18 protein-coding genes and 1 pseudogene are annotated in these 25,405 nt (G+C 63.6%); 12 read left to right on the top strand and 7 right to left on the bottom strand.

The window, feature by feature from the left end; translation table 11 throughout:
* The first annotated feature begins 11 nt into the window (after positions 1–11).
* A complete protein-coding gene (purH, locus tag U5A08_RS03035) occupies positions 12–1,619 on the top strand; it encodes a bifunctional phosphoribosylaminoimidazolecarboxamide formyltransferase/IMP cyclohydrolase (RefSeq protein WP_321850215.1) in 1,608 nt (535 codons plus the stop codon).
* Between the two features lie 15 nt (positions 1,620–1,634).
* Here purH and U5A08_RS03030 read toward each other — a convergent pair.
* Positions 1,635–1,748, bottom strand: a pseudogene (locus U5A08_RS03030) (outer membrane lipoprotein carrier protein LolA); the annotation flags it as partial.
* Positions 1,749–1,769: 21 nt separating this feature from the next.
* Here U5A08_RS03030 and purD point away from each other — a divergent pair.
* From purD to U5A08_RS03015, 3 genes are all read left to right on the top strand, one after another.
* Positions 1,770–3,062, top strand: coding sequence for a phosphoribosylamine--glycine ligase (purD, locus tag U5A08_RS03025; protein ID WP_253393195.1), 1,293 nt, complete (start codon positions 1,770–1,772; stop codon positions 3,060–3,062).
* Positions 3,063–3,163: 101 nt separating this feature from the next.
* A complete protein-coding gene (locus tag U5A08_RS03020) occupies positions 3,164–5,935 on the top strand; it encodes a hybrid sensor histidine kinase/response regulator (protein ID WP_253393194.1) in 2,772 nt (923 codons plus the stop codon).
* A 1,003-nt stretch (positions 5,936–6,938) separates the two neighbouring features.
* Positions 6,939–7,535, top strand: a complete 597-nt coding sequence (locus U5A08_RS03015; RefSeq protein ID WP_003171467.1) for a MarC family protein — start codon at positions 6,939–6,941, stop codon at positions 7,533–7,535.
* Here U5A08_RS03015 and U5A08_RS03010 read toward each other — a convergent pair.
* The 5 genes from U5A08_RS03010 to cobG form a co-directional block, all read right to left on the bottom strand.
* On the bottom strand, positions 7,532–8,311 hold the full coding sequence (locus U5A08_RS03010) for a hypothetical protein (RefSeq protein WP_253393193.1): 780 nt from the start codon (positions 8,309–8,311) through the stop codon (positions 7,532–7,534). The genes U5A08_RS03015 and U5A08_RS03010 overlap by 4 nt on opposite strands.
* 227 nt (positions 8,312–8,538) lie before the next feature.
* On the bottom strand, positions 8,539–10,176 hold the full coding sequence (gene cobJ, locus U5A08_RS03005) for a precorrin-3B C(17)-methyltransferase (RefSeq protein ID WP_253393192.1): 1,638 nt from the start codon (positions 10,174–10,176) through the stop codon (positions 8,539–8,541).
* A complete protein-coding gene (locus U5A08_RS03000) occupies positions 10,176–10,910 on the bottom strand; it encodes a precorrin-2 C(20)-methyltransferase (protein ID WP_253400331.1) in 735 nt (244 codons plus the stop codon). The genes cobJ and U5A08_RS03000 overlap by 1 nt, the downstream gene beginning before the upstream one ends.
* Positions 10,907–11,533, bottom strand: coding sequence for a precorrin-8X methylmutase (locus tag U5A08_RS02995; RefSeq protein WP_253393191.1), 627 nt, complete (start codon positions 11,531–11,533; stop codon positions 10,907–10,909). Before U5A08_RS02995 ends, U5A08_RS03000 begins: the two co-directional genes overlap by 4 nt.
* On the bottom strand, positions 11,526–12,878 hold the full coding sequence (gene cobG / locus U5A08_RS02990) for a precorrin-3B synthase (RefSeq protein ID WP_321850212.1): 1,353 nt from the start codon (positions 12,876–12,878) through the stop codon (positions 11,526–11,528). Before cobG ends, U5A08_RS02995 begins: the two co-directional genes overlap by 8 nt.
* Positions 12,879–12,916: 38 nt before the next feature.
* Between cobG and cbiE the strand changes: the two genes are divergently transcribed.
* From cbiE to U5A08_RS02950, 8 genes are all read left to right on the top strand, one after another.
* Complete coding sequence (gene cbiE / locus U5A08_RS02985) at positions 12,917–14,122, top strand: precorrin-6y C5,15-methyltransferase (decarboxylating) subunit CbiE (RefSeq protein WP_253393189.1); 1,206 nt, start codon at positions 12,917–12,919, stop codon at positions 14,120–14,122.
* Positions 14,119–14,844 (top strand): cobalt-precorrin-6A reductase, encoded by a 726-nt coding sequence (locus tag U5A08_RS02980; protein ID WP_321850210.1) that lies wholly within the window; start codon positions 14,119–14,121, stop codon positions 14,842–14,844. Before cbiE ends, U5A08_RS02980 begins: the two co-directional genes overlap by 4 nt.
* Before the next feature lie 181 nt (positions 14,845–15,025).
* Entirely contained in the window at positions 15,026–15,349 is a 324-nt protein-coding gene (locus U5A08_RS02975; RefSeq protein WP_253393187.1) for a helix-turn-helix domain-containing transcriptional regulator, read from the top strand.
* Between the two features lie 102 nt (positions 15,350–15,451).
* Positions 15,452–15,847 carry a DUF2946 domain-containing protein gene (locus U5A08_RS02970; protein WP_253393186.1) on the top strand — a complete coding sequence of 132 codons (396 nt, stop codon included), beginning with the start codon at positions 15,452–15,454 and terminating at the stop codon, positions 15,845–15,847.
* A gap of 47 nt (positions 15,848–15,894) precedes the next feature.
* Positions 15,895–16,377 (top strand): copper chaperone PCu(A)C, encoded by a 483-nt coding sequence (locus U5A08_RS02965; RefSeq protein ID WP_247407431.1) that lies wholly within the window; start codon positions 15,895–15,897, stop codon positions 16,375–16,377.
* 11 nt (positions 16,378–16,388) lie between these two features.
* On the top strand, positions 16,389–16,802 hold the full coding sequence (locus U5A08_RS02960) for a DUF2946 domain-containing protein (protein ID WP_253393185.1): 414 nt from the start codon (positions 16,389–16,391) through the stop codon (positions 16,800–16,802).
* A 93-nt stretch (positions 16,803–16,895) separates the two neighbouring features.
* Positions 16,896–18,971, top strand: a complete 2,076-nt coding sequence (locus U5A08_RS02955) for a TonB-dependent copper receptor (RefSeq protein ID WP_253393184.1) — start codon at positions 16,896–16,898, stop codon at positions 18,969–18,971.
* Positions 18,972–19,085: 114 nt separating this feature from the next.
* Entirely contained in the window at positions 19,086–20,456 is a 1,371-nt protein-coding gene (locus tag U5A08_RS02950; RefSeq protein ID WP_253393183.1) for a PepSY-associated TM helix domain-containing protein, read from the top strand.
* Between the two features lie 62 nt (positions 20,457–20,518).
* Here U5A08_RS02950 and U5A08_RS02945 read toward each other — a convergent pair whose 3' ends face one another.
* Positions 20,519–25,159, bottom strand: coding sequence for a DUF4329 domain-containing protein (locus tag U5A08_RS02945; RefSeq protein WP_321850205.1), 4,641 nt, complete (start codon positions 25,157–25,159; stop codon positions 20,519–20,521).
* Between the last annotated feature and the right edge of the window lie 246 nt (positions 25,160–25,405).

The raw sequence follows: 25,405 nt of genomic DNA, 5'->3' as shown, positions 1-25,405 counted from the left end.
TGGAAATTGAAATGACCGACCAGACCACCCGCCTGCCGATCCGCCGCGCCTTGATCAGTGTCTCCGACAAGACCGGGGTTCTCGAATTTGCCCGGGGGCTGGAAGCCCTGGGTGTGGAAATCCTCTCCACGGGCGGGACCTTCAAACTGCTGCGAGACAACGGCGTGGCCGCAGTAGAAGTCGCGGACTACACCGGTTTCGCAGAAATGATGGACGGTCGGGTCAAGACCCTGCACCCGAAAATCCACGGTGGCATCCTCGGCCGTCGCGGCATCGACGACGCCATCATGAACGAGCACGGCATCAAGCCGATCGATCTGGTGGCGGTGAACCTCTACCCGTTCGAAGCCACCATCAACAAGCCGGGCTGCGACCTGCCGACCGCCATCGAAAACATCGATATCGGCGGCCCGACCATGGTTCGCTCGGCCGCCAAGAACCACAAAGACGTGGCCATCGTGGTCAACGCCAGCGACTACGCCCAGGTGCTTGAAAGCCTGCAAGCCGGTGGCCTGACCTACGCCCAGCGTTTCGACCTGATGCTCAAGGCGTTCGAACACACCGCCGCCTATGACGGCATGATCGCCAACTACATGGGCACCGTGAACCAGGCCGCCGAGACCCTCAGCACAGAAGGCCGCAGCCAGTTCCCACGGACCTTCAACAGCCAGTTCATCAAGGCCCAGGAAATGCGCTACGGCGAGAACCCGCACCAGAGTGCGGCGTTCTACGTGGAAGCCAAGCCGGCCGAAGTGGGCATCGCCACCGCGACCCAACTGCAAGGCAAAGAACTGTCCTACAACAACGTGGCCGATACCGACGCCGCGCTGGAATGCGTGAAGAGCTTCGTCAAGCCAGCCTGCGTGATCGTCAAACACGCCAACCCATGCGGCGTGGCCGTGAGCCCGGACGCTGAAGGCGGTATCCGCCAGGCCTACGAACTGGCCTACGCCACCGACACCGAATCGGCCTTCGGCGGCATCATCGCCTTCAACCGCGAACTCGACGCCGAGACCGCCAAGGCCATCGTCGAGCGTCAGTTCGTCGAAGTGATTATCGCCCCGTCCGTCAGCGAAGAAGCCCGCGCCATCGTCGCCGCCAAAGCCAACGTGCGCCTGCTGGCCTGCGGTGAGTGGTCGGCTGAACGTGCCGCTGCCTGGGACTACAAGCGCGTCAACGGCGGCCTGCTGGTGCAAAGCCGCGACATCGGCATGATCAGCAGCGCCGATCTGAAAGTGGTGACCAAGCGCGCCCCGACCGAGCAGGAAATCAACGACCTGATCTTCGCCTGGAAAGTGGCCAAGTACGTTAAGTCCAACGCCATCGTCTACGCCAAAAACCGCCAAACCATCGGTGTCGGCGCCGGCCAGATGAGCCGCGTAAACTCGGCGCGTATCGCCGCGATCAAGGCTGAACACGCCGGTCTGCAGGTTGCGGGCTCGGTGATGGCGTCCGATGCGTTCTTCCCGTTCCGCGACGGCCTGGACAACGCGGCCAAGGCCGGCGTCACTGCGGTGATCCAGCCAGGCGGCTCGATGCGTGATGCCGAAGTGATTGCTGCTGCTGACGAAGCCGGCATCGCCATGGTCTTCACCGGCATGCGCCACTTCCGTCACTAAACAGCACCGCTTCCCGACTGTAGGAGCGAGCTTGCTCGCGAAAAACTCAAAAACGCCACGAGGTGTCAGGTTTCCCTCGTTATCGTTGACGACCTTCGCGAGCAAGCTCGCTCCTACAGGAAAGCACAGCGTTTCTCAGAGGTTTTTGAAATGAATGTTTTGATCATTGGCAGCGGTGGCCGTGAACACGCCCTGGCCTGGAAAGTTGCCCAGGACCCACGTGTCCAGAAAGTCTTCGTCGCCCCCGGCAACGCCGGCACCGCCATTGAAGCCAAGTGCGAAAACGTCGCCATCGACGTGCTGGCGCTGGAGCAACTGGCGGATTTCGCCGAGAAAAACGTTTCCCTGACCATCGTCGGTCCGGAAGTGCCGCTGGTTGCCGGCGTCGTCGACCTGTTCCGCAGCCGCGGCCTGGATTGCTTCGGCCCGACCGCCGGCGCGGCCCAACTGGAAGGTTCCAAAGCGTTCACCAAGGATTTCCTGGCGCGCCACAAGATCCCGACCGCCGACTACCAGAACTTCACCGAGATCGAGCCGGCCCTGGCTTATCTGCGTGAAAAAGGCGCACCGATCGTGATCAAGGCCGACGGCCTGGCTGCGGGCAAAGGCGTGATCGTCGCCATGACCCTGCCGGAAGCCGAAGACGCCGTGCGCGATATGCTCGCCGGCAACGCCTTCGGTGAAGCCGGTTCGCGCGTGGTCATCGAAGAGTTCCTCGACGGCGAAGAAGCCAGCTTTATCGTGATGGTCGACGGCAAGAACGTCCTGCCGATGGCCACCAGCCAGGACCACAAGCGCGTCGGCGACGGCGACAGCGGCCCGAACACTGGCGGCATGGGGGCTTACTCCCCCGCCCCGGTGGTCACCAGCGAAGTGCACAAACGCGTAATGGACCTGGTGATCTGGCCAACCGTGCGTGGCATGGCCGACGAAGGCAACGTGTACACCGGTTTCCTCTATGCCGGTCTGATGATCGACAAGGCCGGTAACCCGAAAGTCATCGAGTTCAACTGCCGCTTCGGCGACCCGGAAACCCAACCGGTGATGCTGCGTCTGCAATCGAGCCTGGTGCTGCTGGTGGAAGCTGCACTGGCCCAGGCCCTGGACAAGGTTGAAGCGCAGTGGGACCCACGTCCGAGCGTCGGCATTGTGCTGGCGGCCGGTGGTTACCCTGCCGACTACGCCAAGGGCGATGTGATTGAAGGCCTGGACGCGGCGGCGACGCTGGAAGGCAAGGTGTTCCATGCGGGCACCGCGCTCCACGACGGCAAGGTCGTAACCGCCGGTGGCCGCGTGCTGTGTGCCACGGCGATGGGCGCCAGTGTCGACGCCGCGCAGCAACAGGCCTACAAGCTGGCCGCGAAAATCAGCTGGAAAGGCTGCTTCTACCGCAAAGACATCGGCTATCGCGCGATTGCCCGTGAACGTGGCGAGACGCATTAAGTCGCTATCCGTTCGGTTAGGTAAGGGCCTCTGGCCCTTGCCGTACTCGTGTGACCCCGCGCATAGTTAACCCGTGCATCAACCTACGAAGGGATTTCGCCGTGCGCTGGCTCAGGATCGCCATAGGTTTCACTGTCAGTCTGCTGACACTGCTCTGTTTGCTCCCGGCCCAGGCCGCCGCGCAAGGCAGTGGCTGGGCAGTATTGCTTGATGAACAGGCCGACCTGCAACTGAGCGACATCCGTTCCCCGCGCTACACCAATCAATTCAGCCCCACCGAACTGGACCGGATCACCGCCGCCGAGCCGGACGGTGCGTTGTGGGTACGTTTCAAGCTGCAACCCGGCCAGCACGAGCAAGTGCTGCGGATATTCGCCCCGGACGTTTCCCACCTGAGCCTCTATGTGCTGGATGGCGACACCCTGGTGGAACAGCAAACCACCGGCACCCGCCAGCCCCAATCCGAGCGACCACTGCCCAGCAGCGACTTCATGCTGCCGATGCCACAGAGCCCGAAGCCCCTTGAGGTCTACCTGCGCCTGGTCTCGGAACACGAACTGCGCCCCTATATCACCCTGGAGCCGGCCGTACTCGCCGCCGCCGACCAGACCCAGACGCTGATCTACGGCCTGCTGTTCGGCTGCCTGCTGATGCTGATCCTGCACAACCTCTCCCGCTTCGCCTACCACCGCTCACGCAGCAGCCTGTGGCTGGCGGCCAGCGAATTGCTGTTGATGCTCAGCCTGGCGTTGCTGCTCAACCTGCTGGGGCCATGGCTGAAAAATTGGCATGCGGTCCAGACACCAGGCGCCTACCTCGCCCTGCTGCTGACCGCGCCGTGCGGGCTGATGTTTGCCTATCGCTTCTTCATGCCCCTGGGCCAGCACCCGCTGAACAAACTGTTGATGGCCGACATTCTGCTGATCGTGCTGTGCGGCTTGCTGCTGTTGTTCGTCAACACCTTGCCGCTGAATATCATCACCTACGCCCTGGTGGCCCTGGCCGGCCTGAGCATGTTGTTTGTCTCGGCGTATCACTGGCAAAAAGGCTACCGGCCGGCGCGGTTGTTCGTGGCGGGGATGGTGGTGTTCAACATCGGCATACTGATCATCCTGCCCGCCCTGCTTGGCCTCACGCGGCTGGCGCCACAAGGCTTGATCATTACCCTGCTCGGCTTTATCTGCCTCAGCGGCCTGCTGATGAGCCTGGCCCTGGGCGAGCGCCAACGCGCCCTTGTCGAAGCACGCTTCAACCTCAGCCGTGAGCTGGCGGCCAGCAACGCCGAAATCGCCGCCAAGGCCGAGTTCCTGGCGAAGATCAGCCACGAAATCCGCACCCCCATGAACGGCGTGCTGGGCATGACCGAGCTGCTGCTGGGCACGCCGTTGTCGGTGAAGCAGCGCGACTATGTGCAGACAATCCACAGCGCCGGTAACGAACTGCTCACACTGATCAACGAAATCCTCGATATCTCCAAGCTGGAATCCGGCCAGATCGAATTGGACGACGTGCAATTCGACCTCAATGCGCTGATCGAAGATTGCCTGAGCATCTTCCGCGCCAAGGCCGAGCAGCAGAACGTCGAGCTGATCAGCTTTATCCAGCCCCAGGTGCCGCGGGTGATCAGCGGCGACCCGACGCGCCTGCGCCAGGCAATGTTGAGCCTGCTGGAAAACGCCCTGCAGAAAACCGACGAAGGCGAAGTGTTGATCGTTGTCGCCCTCGACGAGCGCAGCACCAAGCCGCGCCTGCGCATTGCCGTGCAGGACAGCGGCCTGCCGATGGAAGCCGCCGAACGCGATGCGTTGCTGCACAGCGAACTGCACAGCAAGAACTTCCTCTCGGCCACCCGCTTGAGCGGTCACCTGGGCCTGGTCATCGCGCGCCAGTTGATCCTGTTGATGAACGGCGAATTCGGCATCAAGAGCGGCGCGCAACAGGGCAGCACCCTGTGGCTGACCCTGCCGCTGGACCCGGAACGCCTGGAACACCCGACCTCCGACCTCGACGGCCCGCTCAAGGGGGCGCGGGTGCTGGTGGTGGACGACAACGACACCTGCCGCAAAGTCCTGGTGCAGCAATGCACCGCGTGGGGCCTCAACGTCAGCGCCGTGCCGTCGGGCAAGGAAGCCCTGGCGTTGTTGCGCACCAAGGCGCACCTGCGTGATTACTTCGACGTGGTGCTGCTGGACCAGAACATGCCCGGCATGACCGGCATGCAACTGGCGGCAAAGATCAAGGAAGACCCGAGCCTCAACCACGACATCCTGCTGATCATGCTCACCGGCATCAGTAACGCGCCGAGCAAGATCATTGCGCGCAATTGCGGGATCAAGCGCATCCTCGCCAAGCCGGTGGCCGGTTACACCCTCAAGACCACCCTGGCCGACGAACTGACCCAGCGCAGCAAAGGCGGCGGGCAGCCACGCGCGCCCCTCAATATCCCGGCGCCCATCACCGTGCCCAGCGACTTCCGCATCCTGGTGGCCGAAGACAACAGCATCTCCACCAAAGTCATCCGCGGCATGCTCGGCAAGCTCAACCTCGACCCAGACACCGCAAGCAACGGCGAAGAAGCCCTGCTGGCGATGAAAGCCCAGCGCTACGACCTGGTGTTGATGGACTGTGAAATGCCGATCCTCGATGGCTTCTCCGCAACCCAGCAGTTGCGGGCCTGGGAAGTCAGCCACCAGCGCATCCGCACCCCGGTGGTGGCGCTCACCGCACACATCCTCTCGGAACACAAAGAGCGCGCACGCCAGGCCGGGATGGACGGGCACATGGCCAAGCCAGTGGAGTTGTCGCAATTGCGCGAGCTGGTGGAATACTGGGTAGCGCAGCGCCAGCCACAGCCGGAGCACGCGCCCTCTTAACGTCAAACACGATCAAATGTGGGAGGGGGCTTGCCCCCGATGGCGGCGGACCAGTCACTTATGCATCGACTGAAAGACAGCGATGGCAAGCTCGCTCCCGATAGCGCTGGAACAGTTACAAATAAGCTGACTCTCACACCGCTATCGGGGGCAAGCCCCCTCCCACACTGAGCCTGCGTCTGCCACACAAGGAATGAATACCACAGATCCTATGTGAGAGGGGGCTTGCCCCCGATGGCGGCGGATCAGTCATCTATGCATCGACTGAAAGCCGGCGATGGCAAGCTTGCTCCCGATAGCGCTGGAACAGTTACAAATCAGCTGACTCTCACACCGCCATCGGGGGCAAGCCCCCTCCCACACTGAGCCTGCGTCTGCCACACAAGGAATGAACACCACAGATCCTATGTGGGAGGGGGCTTGCCCCGATGGCGGTGGACCAGTCACCTATGCATCGACTGAAAGACAGCGATGGCAAGCTCGCTCCCGATAGCGCTGGAACAGTTACAAATCAGCTGACTCTCACACCGCCATCGGGGGCAAGCCCCCTCCCACACTGAGCCTGCGTCTGCCACACAAGGAATGAACACCACAGATCCTATGTGGGAGGGGGCTTGCCCCCGATGGCGGTGGACCAGTCACCTATGCATCGACTGAAAGACAGCGATGGCAAGCTCGCTCCCGATAGCGCTGGAACAGTTACAAATCAGCTGACTCTCACACCGCCATCGGGGGCAAGCCCCCTCCCACACTGAACCTGCGTCTGCCACACAATGGATGAACACCACAGATCCTATGTGGGAGGGGGCTTGCCCCCGATGGCGGCGGATCAGTCACCGATGCATCGACTGAAAGCCAGCGATGGCAAGCTCGCTCCCGATAGCGCTGGAACAGTTACAAATAAGCTGACTCTCACACCGCCATCGGGGGCAAGCCCCCTCCCACATTTGTGCTCTGTCGCCTGATAGACTCCGCCAATCTCCTTCTGTCGCGAGCCATCCCCATGCTCCACGTGTTATTCAGCGTTTACCTGAAGATGCTGGTGCTCTACAGCCCGTTCTTCGTGTTGTCCTGTTTTATCAGCCTGACCCGCGGCTACTCCAGCAAAGAACGGCGACGCCTGGCCTGGAAAGTGGCGTTGGCGACACTGGTGTCGAGCGTCTTGCTCTACCTGTTCGGCCGGGTGATTTTCAGTGTGTTCGGCATCACCGTGGACGCCTTCCGCATCGGCGCCGGTAGTGTGCTGTTTATCTCGGCCCTGGGCATGGCCCAGGGCAAGTCGGCGGTGCAGACCGATAACGTGCAGCAGGACGTGACCATCGTGCCGCTGACCATCCCCCTCACCGTCGGCCCCGGCACCATCGGGGCGCTGCTGGTGATGGGCGTCAGCCAGCCCCATTGGGATGACAAGCTCACCGCCATCCTCAGCATCGCCCTGGCCAGCCTCACGGTGGGTGTGGTGCTGTATTTATCCAACCGGATCGAACGAATTCTCGGTGACCAGGGCTTGCAAATTGTCAGTCGGTTAATGGGCTTGTTCGTGTGCGCCTTGGCCGCACAAATTATCTTTACCGGGGTGCGCGGCTACCTGGTGCCTTAGATCCGGTATTTGGCGATCGCCAGTCGCACCTTGTCGCCCGCACTCTCACGCATCAACTGGATGGTTTTTTCGTTGACCACCGAGGTATTCAGCACCAGGCAGGTTTGCCCGCTGAAGGCCTCGAACGAGGAACTGTCCCACTCAAGAAAGGGCAGCCCCACCTGTTTGCTGACGCCATGGGAGCTGTAGGTCACCAGCACCATCATGACTTCGCCGTCGGTTTCGGCGCAGGAGGCCAGGCCAAAATCGCCGCCCTGATGCACCGTGCTATTGCGCTTGAACAGCTCGAACGATGCGGGCATCTGCTTCAAGGCATCCAGCGCATCGGCAGCCAATTTCGGTAGGGTCGCCAGCAGTGGCCCGGCCAGTGAGGTCGAGGCCAGCAGGGTCGCGATGATATTCAGCGCCGCCAGTTGCACCGTCAGGCCCTTGCCGGCGCTTGAGACCCGCTCGAAACGGCTACGCACCGGCAGCCAGCCCAGGCTGATCATCACCTTGATAAATTCGTCGTACCAATCCTCCGTGCCGCGACGAACTTTCAAGACATCGCTCACGTAGCTGCTGGCCAACAGATAACTTTTGCGGATGTATTCGCGGTTCAGGCCGCTCAGGCCATCGGCGAACGAGATCACGCCATTGTTGACCACTGCCGCGTTGCAGTCGTCCTCGGTATCCAGCGGTAACACAGCGTGCGTCCCCGGCGCACCCGGCAGCTTATAGGCGGCAATCAATTTGCGCCGTTTGGCGCTGTTGATCCTTCTGTGATGTCGCTCCATTTTCAGTTCTCCACAAGCACCCCACATGGGGCGTGTGTCCACACTAGTCCAGGCGTCGGCGGGCTTTCCACACGACAAACATCCCTTGCCGGCGGCGCCCGCACGGCGCTGTCCAGCATTCGCTGGGCACCTTCGGATTTCATCCAATAAAAAAAGAAAAAGCCCCGAATCACGGCAGGCGTTCACCCAGCGTCATTCGGAGCTTTCCGGCGGTTGCGCGGCGGCTTTCAGGAGGCCGGTTTTTCTCCGTACCAGCGCGGCGTGTACACCCACTCACCGCCACCCGCACGCGGGAACACGCAGGTGGTGGACGAGCCGATCAGCACCATGGTGCGCATGTCCACCTGTTCCGGGGTCAGTTGCGCCAGCGTGGTCACGCGCAGGGTCTGGCCCGGACGCCCGATGTCACGGCCCAGCACCACCGGCGTTTCGGCGCTGCGGTGTTGCGCGACGATCTCCAGGGCGCGGCCCAGTTGCCACGGGCGCGCACGCGAGATCGGGTTGTAGAACGCCAGGGCCAGGTCGGCCTGGGACGCAAGGTCCAGGCGCTGCTCGATGATCGACCAGGGCTTGAGGTTGTCCGACAGCGACATCACGCAGAAGTCGTGCCCCAACGGCGCGCCGGCCTGGGCAGCGGTGGCCAGGGACGCGGAAACGCCCGGCAGGATTTGCAGGTCGACCTGGTGCCAGGCCGGGTCGATGGACGCGTGCAGCGCCTCGATCACCGCCGCCGCCATGGCGAACACACCAGGGTCACCGGACGACACCACCACCACCGAACGGCCTTGGGCGGCCAACTCGAAGGCGTGGCGGGCGCGCTGCATTTCTTCGCGGTTATCGGTGCAGTGCTGCACCTGATCGTCACGGAACGGCCCGGCCATGCGCACGTAAGTCTCGTACCCCAGCACATCGGTACAGCGCGCCAGTTCGGCCTTCACCGCCGGCACCATCAGGTCGGCGGCGCCAGGACCGAGGCCGATCACCGCAAGGCGGCCACGCGGGCGACCGACCTGGGACACGTCCAGCGGCTGCTCGGCGACCGAAACAACGATGTCTTCCGTTTGCTCCACCTCGGCGAAACGCAGCGGCACGCCTAATTCCAACGCGGCTTCGTGCAACGACGGCTCAGCCATCTGGGTATCGCTGGCCAACAGGCAGGCCAGGGACTGCACGGCAATCCCCGACGCATGCAACGCCGCGCGCACACGCTGCGCCAATTGCGCAGCGGGCTTGCAGGTGACGCACACGGTCTGTGGATAAATCAGCAACTCGTTGGCCGCCGGTACACGCTCGGCGCTGCCCACGTGGATCGCCAGGCGCGCCTGTCGGTCCTGCGGCAGGTTGGCCTGGTCAAGCCACGGCGCTGCGCCTTCGATACGCACGCTTTCCCCGGCGAGCAGGTCAGAGACGAAGCGCTTGCCCAGCTCCAGGTCCGCCAGTTGATACCCCGTCGGCGGGTTGAGCAGGCACGTGCCGAACCGCAGCTCGCCACTGGTGGTGATCGCCGCGGCCACGCCCAACGCAGCGGCAATCTCCCGCGCCATGCCATTCACCCCGCCCAGGCCACCGAGCAATGGCACCACCGCGCTGCCGTCTTCGGCCACGGCCAGCACGGCGGGTTCTTCGCCTTTTTCCAGCAGCAGCGGCGCCAGGGTGCGGATCACGATGCCGGCGGCGCACAGCGCGATCAGCGGCGTACCCTGCTGATAGAGCTGGCGCAGGGTCGTGCCGAATTCGCTGTAGGTCTGGTCTGCGCCGTCAACCCGGCCCAGCAGGCCGTGGATCACCGCACCCGGATACACCTGCGCAATCCGGCGCGCCGTGGCCAGGCTGCCCTGCCCCAGAATGACAATCGCCGGGCGCATCAACCTTGCCACCGTTCACCGGGCACGATGATCAGCGAGAAATACGGCGAGGACATCGGCTCGACTTGATCCAACGCCACGATCTTCTGGTTGGTCATGGTCGCGCGTTCCACATACAGCGCACGCTCGGCCAGGCCGAGTTCTTCGAGCACCTGGCGGACCTTGGGGAAGTTGCGCCCCAGCTTCATGATCACCGCCGCGTCGGCATCCGCCAGGCGGCGCTTGAGGTCTTCATGGGGCAGCACCCCCGACAGTACCGACAGGCTCTGGTTGCGATACACCAGCGGGGCGCCGAGCACCGAGGCACCGCCGAGCATCGAACACACGCCGGGGATGACCTGCGCTTCGTAACGCTCGGCCAGGCGGTCATGCAGGTACATGTAGGAGCCGTAGAAGAACGGGTCGCCTTCACAGATCACCGCCACATCGCGGCCGGCGTCCAGGTGCGCAGCGACGTCGAGGCTGGCGCTGTCGTAGAAATCGCTGATCACTTGTTCATAGGACAGCGGCGCCGGCAACGCCTCGGTGGTCACCGGGTACACCAGCGGCATCAGGGTTTGCTGCGCTACCAGGTGGTCTTCGATGATGCCGAAGGCGTTGCCCTTTTTGCCCTTGGCCACGAAGTACGCCACCACGGGCGATTCGCGCAGCAGGCGCAGGGCCTTGAGGGTGATCAGTTCCGGGTCGCCGGGGCCTACGCCCAGGCCAATCAAACGTCCGCGTGCCGACATTATTCGACCTCCGTGGCCAGGGCATTGACCGCCGCAGCCGCCATCGCGCTGCCGCCCAGACGGCCCTGCATGATCACGAACGGCACGCCACGGCTATCGGCGGCGAGCATTGCCTTGGATTCGGCGGCGCCGACGAAACCCACCGGGAAGCCAAGGATCAACGCCGGTTTCGGCGCGCCGGCGTCGAGCATTTCCAGCAGGTAGAACAAGGCGGTCGGCGCGTTGCCGATCACCACCACACTGCCTGCCAGGTGCGGGCGCCACAGCTCCAGGGCGGCGGCGGAACGGGTGTTGCCCAGTTCCTGCGCCAACGCCGGCACGCGGTCGTCGCGCAGAGTACAGATCACTTCGTTGTTGGCCGGCAGGCGCGCACGGGTCACGCCTTCGGACACCATCCGCGCATCGCACAGAATCGGCGCACCGGCGGCCAGCGCTTCGCGCCCGGCCTTGCCCGCGCCTTCGGAGAACTGCAGGCCGTCGATCGCCTCGACCATGCCGCAGGCATGAATCACCCGCACCGCGAGTTTTTCCAGGTCGGCCGGGATGCGCTCCAACTTGGCTTCCGCGCGAATAATGGCGAAGGAGTTGCGATAGATCTCCTGACCGTCGCGGATGTAATCAATCATCGGTGTTGCTCCGTGGGTGAGCGCGCAGCAGGGCGCCCGCCGCTTCAATAGAAAGAGTGCGTGCGTGCAGCCGGCCGAAACCGGGCTGGGTTGCCTCGCGAAAATAGACGTCGTAATGGCCGGGGCTGACCGCCAGCAAAGTGACCGGCGCACTGTGCGCCGCCGCGCAGGAACGCGGGCAGCCGGACAGGTGTACCGCGTGGCCGGGGTGCAGCACGGCCAGTTGCACGGCGTCGGCTTTGGTGTCGGCCAGGCCTTTGCCGCAGCCGCTGGAACCGGTGCAGGCGATCAGGTGCGCCAGCGGCTGCTCGGCCGAGCAGAGGAAGCCCAACTGTGCCAGGCGCGCAGTGATCGCGGCGGCATCGTGGCTTTTCGCGTTGGGCAGCAGCAGGCCTTGCCAGGGGGTAAAGCGCAGCGTGCCGTCGCCATACTCATTGGCGAGTTGGGCTGCGCCCTTGAGCATGCTTGAGTCGAGTCGGCCCAGCGGCGTCACGGCGGCGACGTAGACCCGATCCTGCTGACGCTGTGGATAACTTCCCAGGTGCAGCCACGCCCCGCTGGCCGGGCGTTTGAAGCCATCGACCGGCAACAGCGGCAGGTGCAGACCCGCGAGGAAGTTATCCACAGGCAGATGACGCATCCGCGTTTGCGCCGGCGTGGCCAGGTCCAGAAACCGTTCCAGCACCGCCACCACCAAGGCATGCCCCTGCTCCAGTCGCACCGCTGCCAGCGGCGCATCCAACCCCGGGCAGCCGGCCAGGCCGAACGCGAGCAGCGTCTCGCCGTGCTGTTCAAAAGCCGACAGCCACAGGTCATGGTGATGTTCGAGCATCGCCAGGGCTTCGCCTCCATCCAGTTGCACGGCGAACTTGGCCGACAGCTCATGGAAGCGCGTGTGATTTTGCAGGCTGGCGAGAATCTGGTCGGCCAGCGGGCGCGTGTCGAACAGCATCTGCGGGTCGATACCGGCGCTGGGGCTGAGCATCAGGTTGCGCACGTCGTCACCGGCGGCGGTGCTGGGCCCGAGGCCTGCGGCAAGGAGCATCGCGATCAAGGCCTGCTGCTCGGCGCCGATCCCGCGGATCTGCAGGTTGGCGCGGTTGGTCGCCTCGATCACCCCGCCCGCATAGGCCTGGGCCGCGTCCGCCACGGCATGGGCTTGCGCGGCACTGATTGCGCCGCCGGCCAGTTTGATCCGGCAAATGCCGCCGTCCAACGCCTGGACGATACGCAGCAACCCCGGACAAGCCGAGGGGCGCAAGGTGTTCAGAGCAGGGATTGGGTTCACGGGGCTACCGGTTCGCGGGTCAAGGCGCGGTATTATGCCTGCTTTGTCCGACGGCATGAAAAGCCTGCCCGTCGGATGTCGTTCAAGGAATTCATATGTCGCCCTGGCTGACGGTAATAGGCATCGGTGAAGACGGCTTCAAAGGGCTCGGCAGAAACGCCCGGCATGCCTTGTTGCGCGCGTCGCGGATCATCGGTGGCCAACGCCAACTGGACCTGTTGCCCTTGTGTATTCGCGGCGAGCGCCAGTTATGGCCGAGCCCGTTTTCCCTGGAACCGGTGTTGGCGCGGCGCGGTGAACCGGTGTGCGTGCTGGCCAGCGGCGATCCGATGTTCTACGGCGTCGGCGCCAGCCTGGCGCGGCAGGTGCCGGCTGAAGAGTCGCTGATTTTGCCGGCGCCCTCCTCTGTGTCGCTGGCGGCGGCGCGCCTGGGCTGGCCGTTGCAGGACGTGATGACGTTATCCGTGGTGGCCCGGCCCCTGGCGGCGCTGAATGCGCATCTGGCCAGCGGCGTGCGCTTGCTGGTGTTGAGCAATGACGGGCAGAGCCCGGCGGCGATTGCGGCGCTGTTGGTTGAATCCGGCTTTGGGCCGAGCCGTCTGAGCGTCTTTGAACATCTGGGCGGTGCGCATGAGCAGCGTCTCGATGGCGTGGCCCACGCTTGGCCGCATGCCTCGGTCGCCGATCTGAACCTGGTCGCCATCGACTGCCTGGCCGACGCCAATACCCCGCGCCTGTCGCGCCTCGCCGGCCTGCCGGACGCAGCGTTCAAGCACGACGGTCAACTGACCAAACGCGACGTGCGCGCCATGACCCTGGCCCGCCTGGCGCCACTGCCCGGCGAACTGCTGTGGGACGTGGGCGCGGGCAGCGGCTCCATCGGCATCGAATGGATGCGCGCCCACCCGAGCTGCCGCGCCTTGGCGATTGAAGCCGATGCAGGCCGCCAAGGCCTGATCGAACACAACCGCGACGCCCTCGGCGTGCCCGGCCTGCAACTGGTGCGCGGCACCGCGCCGGCGGCCCTCGACGGCCTGGAAACACCCGACGCGATCTTCATCGGCGGCGGCGTCACCCGCGACGGCGTGCTCGAGACCTGCTGGCAACACCTGCGCCCCGGTGGCCGCCTGGTCGCCAATGCGGTGACCCTGCAAAGCGAAATGACCCTGATGGCCTGGCGCGCCCGACACGGCGGCGAACTGACCCGCCTCCACGTGGCCCAGGCCCAGCCGCTCGGTGAATTCGACACCTGGCGCCAGGCGCTGCCGATCACCCTGCTGGACGTGGTCAAGCCACTATGAAACGCATCCTGCTGCTGGGCGGCGTCACCGAAGCCCTCGCCATCGCCCGAACCCTGGGGCCGGAACATATCTACAGTTTGGCCGGAGTGGGCCGCGTGCCGACTGACCTCACGTGCCAGGTGCGGGTCGGGGGCTACGGCGGGTTTGAAGGCTTGGCGCAGTTCGTTCGCGACGAGCAGATCAGCCTGATCCTCGACGCCACCCATCCTTACGCGGCACAGATCAGCCACAACGCCGCCCAGGCCGCACGGTTGTGCGGTGTTCCGTGTTGGGCCCTGCGCCGCCCGGCGTGGCAACCGCAAGCGGGCGATGACTGGCGCGAAGTCGCTGACTGGGCCGAGCTGATCGACGCCCTGAAACCCTTCAAGCGCCCGCTGTTCACCTTGGGCCGCGAGCCGTTGCAGCATCTTGATGAGATCCCGCAGGAGCAGTTCTGGACGCTGCGCGCGCTGGAGGTGTATCCGGGCAATGAACGCTGCGAAGTGATCGGCGCGCGTGGGCCGTTTCTGATCGAAAACGAGCGCGCGTTGTTCGAACGACAACAGATCGATGTGCTGATCAGCAAGAACAGCGGCAGCACCGCCACCGAACCGAAGCTGGAAGTGGCGCGCGAGCGTGGGGTGCCGGTGTTGGTGTTGAGGCGGCCGGTGTTGGCTCAAGTGGATCGGGAACTCTTGTCGCCGGAAGAAACACTCATCGCGTTGGCAAACTTCATTCGATAAGTCAGGATCGCTCGCCTGCTTGATTAGTAACCTATTTGTTACCTTCAGCACGGCCAATGATTGAGATTGAAGAATACCGACGCGACAACCACGTCAGCCCAAAACGCGATCTCACCGCATTAACATCGCTGATCGCAGAGTATCAGCGGCGCAAGGCATCGGAACAAAAGAGGTAACCAGCATGGCACTAACCCGCAGCTACAAACACACCATCGCCGAACGCGCTCAACGCGACCCTGAATTTGCCCAAGCACTCCTGGATGAGGCTGCTACGCTTTTTCTCAATGGCGAGCCGGAAATTTCACGCGTAATTCTGCGTGATTTGGTCAACGCCACAGTAGGATTTGAAGGGCTTGCGACAGAGACCGCAAAACCTAGTAAAAGCCTGCACCGGATGTTGTCAGCCAGCGGAAACCCAAGCATGGATAACCTGGCAGCGATTTTTGCAGTGATTAGAAAAGCGTTAGGTGTCGATATGCAGGTCCACGGCGTACCAACGGCATAACTTGGTAGAGCTGCGACACCAAACCACACCGCCACTTTTTACTTATCCCCCCCGATCAGGCTAAATACCCACCTGATCGTTTAACCCTACGGATTGTCCGCCATGGCCCGTCAACGCTTTGCAATCGTCTGGATCGCCTGCTTTGCAGTGCTGTTCAACGCCTTTGCCATGCCGTTGGCCGGGGCGATGCAGCAGTCCAAAGACCCCGTGCAGCAACTGCTGTGGGGCAGCTTCTGTTCGTCCAATGGCGCCAGCCTGAAAACCGTGGCCCTGGGCAAGTTGGACATTCCGGCACCGCAGCAGGACGATCACTCCGCCATGCAGCATTGCTGGTGTTGCTCGGGCTCGGCGCCGTTGGTGGCGTTGCCGGGGCATGTGCCGCAGTTGTATGTCACACGGTTCGAGGCGGTGCAGAGTCTGCCGCCGCCGTCATTGCAGTCGCCCACGCCGCGCCAGCAATGGCCGAGCCTTAACCCGCGCGCCTCTCCAACGGTCTGATGGTCTTCGCAAATCAACTGCGTTTAGAACCGTTCTGGAGAACTGCCATGCTCAAATCTTCCCTGCTTCTGGCCGCGTTGCTGCTGCCGGCGTTCAGTGCTGCCAATGCCGATGACTACAAGGCCGGCGACCTGCTGGTCAGCGATCCCTGGTCCCAGGAATTGCCCCCCAACGCGCCGACCGTCGCGGCCTACTTTGTGGTTCACAATACCGGCGAAACCCCGGACCGCCTGCTCAGCGTCAAGACGCCGGTGGCAGACACCGCCGAACTGCATGAGCATGTGATGCAAGGCGCCTTGATGAAGATGCAACAAGTGCCCAGCGTTGCCGTGCCGGCCAAGGGTGACTTGACCTTCGCGCCCATGGCGTATCACGTGATGTTGTTCGGTCTCAAAGACCGCAGCGTGCTGGCTGACGGCAAACACTTCCCACTGACCCTGACCTTCGAAAAAGCCGGGGACGTCGAGGTGCAAGTGTCCGTACAGAAAGTCCCGCAGATGGCCCCCCACGAGCATAAACACGCGCAGTAGGCCAACACTCGATGGGCGCCCCACGCGCCAGGCTGTCCGTGCAGCGCCGCAGGCCTGTGAGCCTTAAGCGCGGCAGTTGGATCAGCCTGTTCGCCATGCTGATGATTTTTATCGGTCCGCTGATTTCCCAAGCGATGCCGATGAATCAGCACGCCGGTATGTCCATGGACATGCCCGAGTGCCATGGCGAACCGCAACAGCGTCCGACTCAAAAACAGGCCCCCGACGAACACCACGTCCTCTGGGAAAAGTGCGGCTATTGCAGCCTGCTCTTCAGTTGCCCGGCACTGCCCGGCAGCGTGTCCTACCTCACCCTCGGCGCCCCATCGCCGGCCAACGCCCTCACCCCCTCACCGCGCCTGGGCCATGCCCGGCAGAGCATTTTCCCCGGCGCGCGCAGTCGTGCCCCACCCATCGCCGCGTAAGCACTTGACACCGTTACTTCACCCCGGCCGACGTTAGACAGACAGCCGCAGGCTGCTGGCCGTGTTGTTTACGATTGATAGATGGAATTTTTCATGTCCAGGTTTTCTGCTGACACCCGCTTGGGAAGCACTCCCGTGTTCGCCGTTCTGTGCGGCGCGCTCTTGATGCCACAGGCCCATGCCGCTACCGATGAGCACGCCGAGCACGAACTGAGCCCCACCGTGATCACGGCCATCGCGCCCAGCTCGCCACTGACCGTGGTCACCAACCCGAAAGACCCACGCCAGCCGGTGCCCGCCAGCGACGGCGGCGACTACCTCAAGACCATCCCCGGCTTCGCCCTGGTGCGCAACGGCGGCACCAATGGCGACCCGGTATTGCGCGGCATGTTCGGCTCACGCCTGAACATCCTCACCAACGGCAGCATGATGCTCGGCGCCTGCCCTGGCCGGATGGACGCGCCTACGTCGTACATTTCCCCGGAAACCTACGACACACTGACCGTGATCAAAGGCCCGCAAACCGTGCTCTGGGGCCCGGGCGCATCGGCGGGCACCGTCCTGTTCGAGCGCGAGCCCGAGCATTTTGGCGAACTGGGCACGCGGCTCAACGCCAGCGTGCTGGCCGGCTCCAACGGGCGCTTCGACAAAGTCGTCGATGCCGCTGCCGGCGGGCCCCTGGGCTACGTGCGGGTGATCGGCAACCAGGCGCACTCCGACGACTACAAGGACGGCAATAACGACACCGTCGCCTCGCGCTACGACAAGTGGAACGGCGACGTCGCGGTCGGCTTCACCCCCGACGCCGACACCCTGCTCGAACTCACCGCCGGCCGCGGCGATGGCGAGGCGCGCTACGCCGGGCGCAGCATGGACGGCTCGCAGTTCCTGCGCGAAAGCCTGGGGCTGCGCTTCGAGAAGTCCAATATCGGTGAGGTGCTGGACAAGGTCGAGGCCCAGGTCTACTACAACTACGCCGACCACGTCATGGACAACTACAGCCTGCGCGTCCCGTCGGGCACCGGGATGATGGCCGGCCCCATGGCCTCCAACGTCGACCGCCGCACCCTCGGCGCGCGAATCAAGGCGACCTGGCGCTGGGCCGACCTGCAACTGATCGGCGGCCTGGATGCGCAGACCAACGAACACCGCCAGCGCAGCAGCATGGGCGTCGACACCTACAAGGATTTACCGCGCAACAAGGACGCCAATTTCCATAATTACGGCGTCTTCGGCGAACTGACCTGGTACGCCGCCGACCGCGACCGCCTGATCACCGGCGCGCGCCTGGACCGCGCCTCGGCCAGGGACTTCCGCCAAACCATCGGCTCAGGCATGTCGGCACGCGCCAACCCGACCGCCGATGACACCCGCGCCGACACCCTGCCCTCAGGCTTCATGCGTTATGAGCACGATCTGGCAGACACCCCGACCACGCTCTACGCCGGGCTGGGCCATGCCGAACGCTTTCCGGATTACTGGGAACTGTTTTCCCCCAACACCGGCGCGGCCGGTTCGGTCAACGCGTTCGATGGCGTGAAGCCGGAGAAAACCACTCAGCTCGACTTCGGCGCGCAATACAAGACCGCTGACCTCGAAGCCTGGGCCTCGGGTTATATCGGCCAAGTGCGCGATTTCATCCTCTTCGATTACAAAGCCGGAATGATGGGCACCACTTCCCAGGCGCGTAACGTCGACGCACGGATCATGGGCGGTGAGTTGGGCGCAGCGTACAAGCTGACCCAAAACTGGAAGGCCGACGCCACCCTCGCCTATGCCTGGGGCAAGAACAGCAGCGACGGCAAGCCCCTGCCGCAAATGCCGCCGCTGGATGCGCGCCTGGGCCTGACCTACAGCGAGGACGACTGGAGCGCCGGCGCCTTGTGGCGAGTGGTCGCCGCACAAAACCGCATCGACCAGAACAAAGGCAACGTGGTCGGCAAGGACTACGACAAGAGCAGCGGCTTTGGCGTGTTCTCGCTGAACGCGGCGTACCGCATCAATAAAAACTTCAAGGTCAGCACCGGCGTCGACAACCTGTTCGGCAAAGCCTACGCCGAGCATTTGAACCTGGCCGGCAACGCCGGGTTCGGCTACCCGGCCAACGATCCGCAAGCCATCAATGAGCCGGGCCGCACGCTCTGGACCAAGGTCGACATGAGCTTCTAAAGCATCGGGGGCAAGCCCCCTCCCACACCTGGAATGCATTCCAAATGTGGGAGGGGGCTTGCCCCCGATAGCGGTGTAACTGCCCCCAAAAAACAAAACCTTGCGGAGCCCCCGATGAGCACACAAAAAATCTCCTTCTACAACCTGGCCTGGCGTTGGCACTTCTACGCCGGGCTGTTTGTCGCCCCCTTCATGGTGCTGCTGGCGTTGACCGGCATCATCTACCTGTTCAAGCCCCAACTCGACCCGCTGATGTACGGCGACCTGCTCACCGTCCCCGCCGCCGAACACGCGCTGAGCGCCGACGAGCAACTGCAACGCGCCAAGGCCGCCTACCCGCGGGGCACGCTCAGCAAATACCTGCCACCGGCCGACGCCACCAGCAGCGCCCAGTTCGTCATGCACGACGGCGGCCGCGAAATGACGGTGTTCGTCGACCCGTATCGCGGCACCGTACTCGGCACGCAGGACGCGAAAAACAACCTGCAAGCCATCGCCCGCGCCCTGCACGGCGAGTTGATGATCGGCACCGTGGGTGATCGCCTGATCGAGCTCGCCGCCGGCTGGGGCGTGATGCTGGTGATCTCAGGCGTGTACTTGTGGTGGCCGCGCGGCAAGTCATCGTCCGGCGTGCTGTGGCCACGCTTCACTACGCGTGGCCGAGTGTTCTGGCGCGACCTGCACGTGGTCACCGGCTTCTGGGGCGCCGCATTATTGCTGGTGATGCTGCTCAGCGGCATGGCCTGGACCGGCTTCTGGGGCAAGCAATACGCCGAGCTGTGGAACCGCTTCCCGGCGGCGATGTGGAACGCCGTGCCGACCTCCGATCAACAGGCCCGCGTGCTCAACACCGCGACGCAACAGACCGTGCCCTGGGCCATGGAAAACACACCGATGCCGGTGTCCGGCGACCATGCCGAACACATGAACCACGGCGCGATGCAGGCCGCCCCTGCCGCGCCCACCATCAGCCTGCAACAGGTGGTCGACCTGGCCACTGCACGCAAGGTCGAACCCGGCTACAGCATCACCCCTCCCACCACTGCCGAGGGCGTATTCACTGTCGCCGTATTCGCCAACGACCCGCGCAATGACGCAACCCTGCACGTGGACCAGTACACCGGCAAGGTCCTCGCCGATGTGCGCTGGGAACACTACAACGGCGTGGCGCGGGCGACCGAGACCGGCGTGATGTTGCACGAGGGCAAGATGTTCGGCTGGGTCAATCAACTGATTGTGCTGCTGATCTGCCTGATGATCCTGCTCAGCGCCGTCAGCGGTGTGGTGATCTGGTGGAAGCGGCGACCGGCCGGCGGCCTGGGTGTGCCGCCGTTGCGTCATGACCTGCCGAAGTGGAAAACCGCGATGGTGATCATGCTCGGGTTGGCGATCATCTTTCCGTTGGTGGGCGCGTCGCTGATCGTCGTGTGGGCGTTGGATCGCCTGCTGCTGTCGCGGCTGTTTGCGCAACCTTCGCGCGTTTGACGCCGACGCCGCCGTGGATCGGTCGATCCACGGCGGCCGGCTTCAGCAGCGCTGAACACCGCTCAGAGTTCGTCCTTGTCGCGACCGTACAGCACGTCCTGCGGGTCCGGCTCGGCGAGTACATCCTTGACCTGCCATTCCGCCCCCAGCGGCCCCGGACGCGTCCAGAAGGCGTCGGTATCCAGCACACTCAGCGTACCGGCCTCGCGCAAGCCGCTGACCAGCACACTGGGCAACGGCGACGCGTCGACACTCAGCAGTCGCGCCTCGTCGGCCGTGAAACCCGGCACATACTTCAGGAGCGCACCGCCGCGGCACGCCAGGTAAACACTCTCGGCGACCGGACGGTTACTGCGGATGATGCCCAGGTACAGGCGCAGATCATTCTGGTCGGCGAAGTTGTCCAGCAAGCGCTGATCCAGCGACGACAGATCCGGGCGCAACGGGATGACTTTGTAAAACGCCTGGACCGCCTGGATGGTGTAGAAGAACAGCGGATGCTCGGGCGTGATATCGAAGCCCAGATGACCGAACCAGAACAGCCGTGAAATCGTGTCTTCCAGCCACCCACGGCGATCCTCCACCGGCTCAAGCGCGACGAACCCCAGCCCCCTGGGCGACGCCAGCACGGCGCCGAGGTATTCGAGGCCCTTGAAGCCGCCCAACTGTTTCACGGCCCAACGCGCGGCGTCATCGGCATGGCTGAACAGCGGTCCGCAAAAGGACAGAAAATGCGGGTTGTCCTGCACAGGCCAGGGCGCGGCCTTGGGTTGCCACTGCGCGGTCACCGCTTGTTCCTTGCCCCACACCGCGCTCGGGACCCGCACATACAATTGGCCCTTGGTCGCGAGCCCACGCACGTAGTCGGCGACGCTGGCGGTGCCCTCGAGCAATTGCGGGCCGAGCGTTCGGGCTTCAGTGCTCAGCGCATCCAGTGCTTGCCGCCCGTTCTTTGTGAATGAATACCGTAGCAACGCGCCGTCGGCGCACAGCAGATAGAGCGGCAAGGCGCCATTGCCGGCCAGGTTGCAGACAAAACTGACGCCGTTGACCAGGTCCTGGGGCGAGAAAAAGCTAAGCGCCATCTCATCGCTCGACGGCGCGATCGCCACGCTAGAGGCGCACAAATACAAGCCATCGAGCGAATACCCCTGGGGCAACAGACCATCGACGAAGACCTGCTCGAAGCGCCAGTATTCGGCGCGGACCAACGGCAAGGTCGTCATGTAGACATTTTTGCGCACGTCCTTGAGAACATAACCGAACTGCAACTGCTGCTGCGGCGACGACAAGCGCTGTGCGTAACGCACTGCGTCGTAGGCCTGGGTAAAGCTCGGGCCGCACGGCGCATCGGCAAACATCTGCTTGATCTTCAGCGCCGTGGCCTGGTCCACGTTCGGCACGAACGGCCCGCTCAACTGTCGCGGGTAGCCCCACAGACGATTACCGTCGACCACCCGCAGATCACCGGCCTTCGCCACCTGCGTGACGAAATCGACAGGCAGCAGCGCGCCGCTGCGCAGTTGCCGTTCAATTTCATTGTCCGCGACATCCCCCTTGACCAAATTCAATGGCGCCAGTTTCAGCTTGAGCGCCTCCTCCTCAGCCGACCCCTTCAGTTGGTAACTCAGGATGACGCCCTCGGGGCCGAACACGTATTCGCGCTTGATGTGGACTTGACGGTGCAACAGATCCGACAGCACGCCCGTGGGCACCATGCTCTGGTAGACCGCCTTTTCGGTGGCCGACATCAGCATCTGCGTCTCCTTCCCGAGCACCGAGCGGTAACGCGCGACGATGGTACTTCCCGACGGATACAGCCCTTGTGCGATCGCCGAATCAGGATAAATCCAGTTCAGCTCAAACCCCTGGGGCGGCACCACCAGCGGGTCCGTCGCGACGAACAAGTTATTGAGCAGCCTGAGCAGGACGCCGCCGTAGGTGCGATGACGGCCCTCACCGACAATGGCCGCGGCATACCGCGCCGCATCGTCCGGGTTGGCAAACGCAGGCCCGACGCGACGGCGGGTCAGGTGTTCGTAGCCGGACCAGGTGCGCGGCACCCGCCCTGGCTGGTCCCAGCATTGACTGGTACGCACCACGCGCAGATCCCCGCCGTTGGCCCACTCCCGGACAAAGGTCTGCGCCGTCTTTTGACCAGAGGCCAACTCGGTGACCGCCGCTTCAAAGGCGCTTTCCACCGGCCCGCCGCTTCCCACATTGAAGGGCAGCGGTACGAATCGCAACAAGGCCCCCTCTTGCGTCGAAAAATACACCGGCAGGTTTCTATTGCTGTTGTATTTCGCCCCTCTGCGCTTGCTCTCGTAAAGCACGTCGTACAACACCATCGGCATCACAAAATAGCGGGTCAGCCAGGCGCTGGACGGCGACAACCCGGTCGGCTGCCATTGCTGCGAACGAAACAGCCCGCAGAGCGAAAACCCAGCGGGAAACCGATAGTCATTGTCGTCTGTCGGTGCAAACACGCTGTTGAGACTAAACAGCTTGACCCGTTCACTAACGCCCACCACCTCGGTGGCCACGTACAGCTCCTTGTCCTGGTGCTTGAGGATAAACGCAAAGTACGCCTGCTCCGGCAGGTTGCGCCCATGCACCCGCGCGTGCAGATCGCGGGCGGCTTCGTCTGCCGTGCTGAACAGCGCGCCATAGGTCGCATAGTCGGGAGCGCCTGCTCTGGGTGCGTACTCGAAAGAGGGCGTCCAGTCTTTATAGATCGGCGAACGCGGGCCCCACAATGCGTTGCCTTGGATCACCCGCAAATCACCCGCCTCAGCCAACCGGGTGACCCACATCGCGGGCTTGAGAAGCCCTCTGTCCAGGCGTTTTTGCAACACGCTGCCAGCCGCTTGTGGCGCGGCGCCGGTTGACACCAATGCCTCCTGCTCCGAGCCGCTCGGGGTGTACGCCAGCAAACAGTCCTCGGCGGCCGACAAGTACACCGGGTGCCTGGCCGGGATCACGTCGTGGATTTCAGCAGGGCTAAAAATCTGCAGGTTGATGAGGGCATCTTCGCGCGTCCAATTGCGTTGTTTGACCCAGCCGGGGTCGACCATCGACAGCGCCGGGCGGGAGCCGTAACGGCCATAAAGCGTATAAAACTCGGGCGGGATCAACGGGCCGGGTATATCCACCGGAAAAAACAGCTTACGCGCGAACGGGTTGGCGTCGCTGGCCAGGGGCAGGGTGATAAAGAAGCGGCCTTCCCTGTCCTTGAGCACATAGCCGCCGTAGGCTCGCTCGCGCCTTGGGCCGATCTGCTCGTGGGCATACACCGCGGCGTCATGGGCGTTAATAAAGGGCGGGCTCAATACCGCCTGATAGAAACCGTTCAACACCGCCGAATGATAGTCCAGCGGACCGACGACCCGCCAGAACAAGCCGGCCTCGACCACCGACACCGACGTCGCGCCGATCACTCGCCGCACATAGTCGCGCGGGCTGAGGCTGCCGGCCTTCAATGCGGCCTGGGCGCCATTGTCGTCGAGCACACCGTCGCCGACGGTGCTGACCAGCGCGCCGGCATCACTGGCCGCAGGCACCTTGAGTTCAAGCAGGGCGCCATCCGAGGTCTGTGCGTAAAGACGCAAGCCGCGGCTTTCCTGCTGCAACTCCAGGGTCGCCGCCGATTGAACGATGGCAGCCACCACCTCCGCCGGCGTAGGGAACGTGCTGTACAGCCAGGATTCGCGCTCGGGAATATCGGCGGTCACGACGGTGGAGCGGTAGTAGATCGCCTCCAATCGGAAGTTGGACGGCAGCCTCAGTTTGCCCGGGGTCCGCTCGGGGAACAGCCCTGCCGCCGAGAACGAGGGCGAGTGCTCCACGACTGGAAACGTCGCCACATAAAGTTCATCGGTCAGATGCTTGAGCACACAGCCGAATGTGCGGGCGTCAAGCGCCGTGGTGTCATACCGACGCGCCGCGATCAGCGCCTCTTCGGCGCTGCCAAGGATCGAGGTGAACAGTGGCTGGCGGGTCACGGCGTCAGACGTGAACGGCTCGAACACCACCCAGTCCGCCGGTACCGTGCCGATGGAGCCGCCCCATAATGAAGCCGATACGATCAGGCTCAATTCGCCCAGGGTGGAGACCTTCTTCACCAGCTCGCTGAACGGGCCATACACCCCCACCGGGTTACCTGCGGGCTTGCCGGCGCGCAGCCACAGCGCGAAACTCCGTTCCCGTGGCGAGCCACTGGGCGCATAGCGAATCAGCGAACCGTCCGGCCCGGACAAATACGCCGCCGGGAAAAACTGTTGCTCATTGATGTCGGCAAACAAGTCGCTCGCCGAGAAAAAATTCACGAAAGCCTTCGCCATGCGCTCGTCGAACGAAGGGTTTCGCTGCAGGATTTCAGCCTGGATCGCCGGGTGTGAATGGTAGCTGGCCACACAGGTGTAGCCCTTGGGCTGCTGATAATAACCGTCGGCGCCGACCGCCAGGACCTTGAGCAAATCGAACTCTCTGTCATCGCCAGGTACGGGCTCGGTCGCCAGAAACCGGCCCGTCGCCCCGCGCACAATCACACCACCGTATTCGCGGTCTCTTTTCGCGCCGATCTGGGTGTGCGCCCAGTAAGCGGCATCCTCTTCCTTCAAAAATTCCGGGCTCAGCAGCGGCAAGCTCGTGGCGCCCCTGCGTGAACCGGCGGCACGTTCTTCGCGCGTTAATCTGATAGCCATAAACACTCCCTGTGGAACACCTGAATCGATGTGGTCAGGGGGCATTCTCGTCACACCGAACCCGGCTCAAGCGGTAGCTAATTAATCACCGTCCAAAACAGCCCCTTTCAGGTGCGCGAGCATGCACGACGCCCCCGCAACGGCCCCGAACTGGTGCGCCGCCGCGCCTCAACGGGAGACATCGAAGTGCGCGGCCCCGCGAACAGGCACCTCGGCACAGCCTTTGCAAAAGCCTGAGCAATGCCC

Source organism: Pseudomonas paraveronii (genome assembly GCF_963681955.1).
Classification (GTDB): Bacteria; Pseudomonadota; Gammaproteobacteria; order Pseudomonadales; family Pseudomonadaceae; genus Aquipseudomonas; species Aquipseudomonas paraveronii.
The sequence above is the reverse complement of the archived record's forward strand: the minus strand, read 5'-3'. Positions and strand labels throughout refer to the sequence as shown.

Coding starts and splice junctions, on each gene's coding strand:
- cobJ (WP_253393192.1), bottom strand. CDS start 10,176: ATGCGCCCGGCGATTGTCATTCTGGGGCAGGGCAGCCTGGCCACGGCG.
- U5A08_RS03010 (WP_253393193.1), bottom strand. CDS start 8,311: ATGGAGCGACATCACAGAAGGATCAACAGCGCCAAACGGCGCAAATTG.
- U5A08_RS02955 (WP_253393184.1), top strand. CDS start 16,896: ATGTCCAGGTTTTCTGCTGACACCCGCTTGGGAAGCACTCCCGTGTTC.
- U5A08_RS02975 (WP_253393187.1), top strand. CDS start 15,026: ATGGCACTAACCCGCAGCTACAAACACACCATCGCCGAACGCGCTCAA.
- U5A08_RS02960 (WP_253393185.1), top strand. CDS start 16,389: ATGGGCGCCCCACGCGCCAGGCTGTCCGTGCAGCGCCGCAGGCCTGTG.
- purH (WP_321850215.1), top strand. CDS start 12: ATGACCGACCAGACCACCCGCCTGCCGATCCGCCGCGCCTTGATCAGT.
- U5A08_RS02980 (WP_321850210.1), top strand. CDS start 14,119: ATGAAACGCATCCTGCTGCTGGGCGGCGTCACCGAAGCCCTCGCCATC.
- purD (WP_253393195.1), top strand. CDS start 1,770: ATGAATGTTTTGATCATTGGCAGCGGTGGCCGTGAACACGCCCTGGCC.
- U5A08_RS02970 (WP_253393186.1), top strand. CDS start 15,452: ATGGCCCGTCAACGCTTTGCAATCGTCTGGATCGCCTGCTTTGCAGTG.
- U5A08_RS02945 (WP_321850205.1), bottom strand. CDS start 25,159: ATGGCTATCAGATTAACGCGCGAAGAACGTGCCGCCGGTTCACGCAGG.
- cbiE (WP_253393189.1), top strand. CDS start 12,917: ATGTCGCCCTGGCTGACGGTAATAGGCATCGGTGAAGACGGCTTCAAA.
- U5A08_RS02995 (WP_253393191.1), bottom strand. CDS start 11,533: ATGATTGATTACATCCGCGACGGTCAGGAGATCTATCGCAACTCCTTC.
- U5A08_RS02950 (WP_253393183.1), top strand. CDS start 19,086: ATGAGCACACAAAAAATCTCCTTCTACAACCTGGCCTGGCGTTGGCAC.
- cobG (WP_321850212.1), bottom strand. CDS start 12,878: ATGCCGTCGGACAAAGCAGGCATAATACCGCGCCTTGACCCGCGAACC.
- U5A08_RS02965 (WP_247407431.1), top strand. CDS start 15,895: ATGCTCAAATCTTCCCTGCTTCTGGCCGCGTTGCTGCTGCCGGCGTTC.
- U5A08_RS03015 (WP_003171467.1), top strand. CDS start 6,939: ATGCTCCACGTGTTATTCAGCGTTTACCTGAAGATGCTGGTGCTCTAC.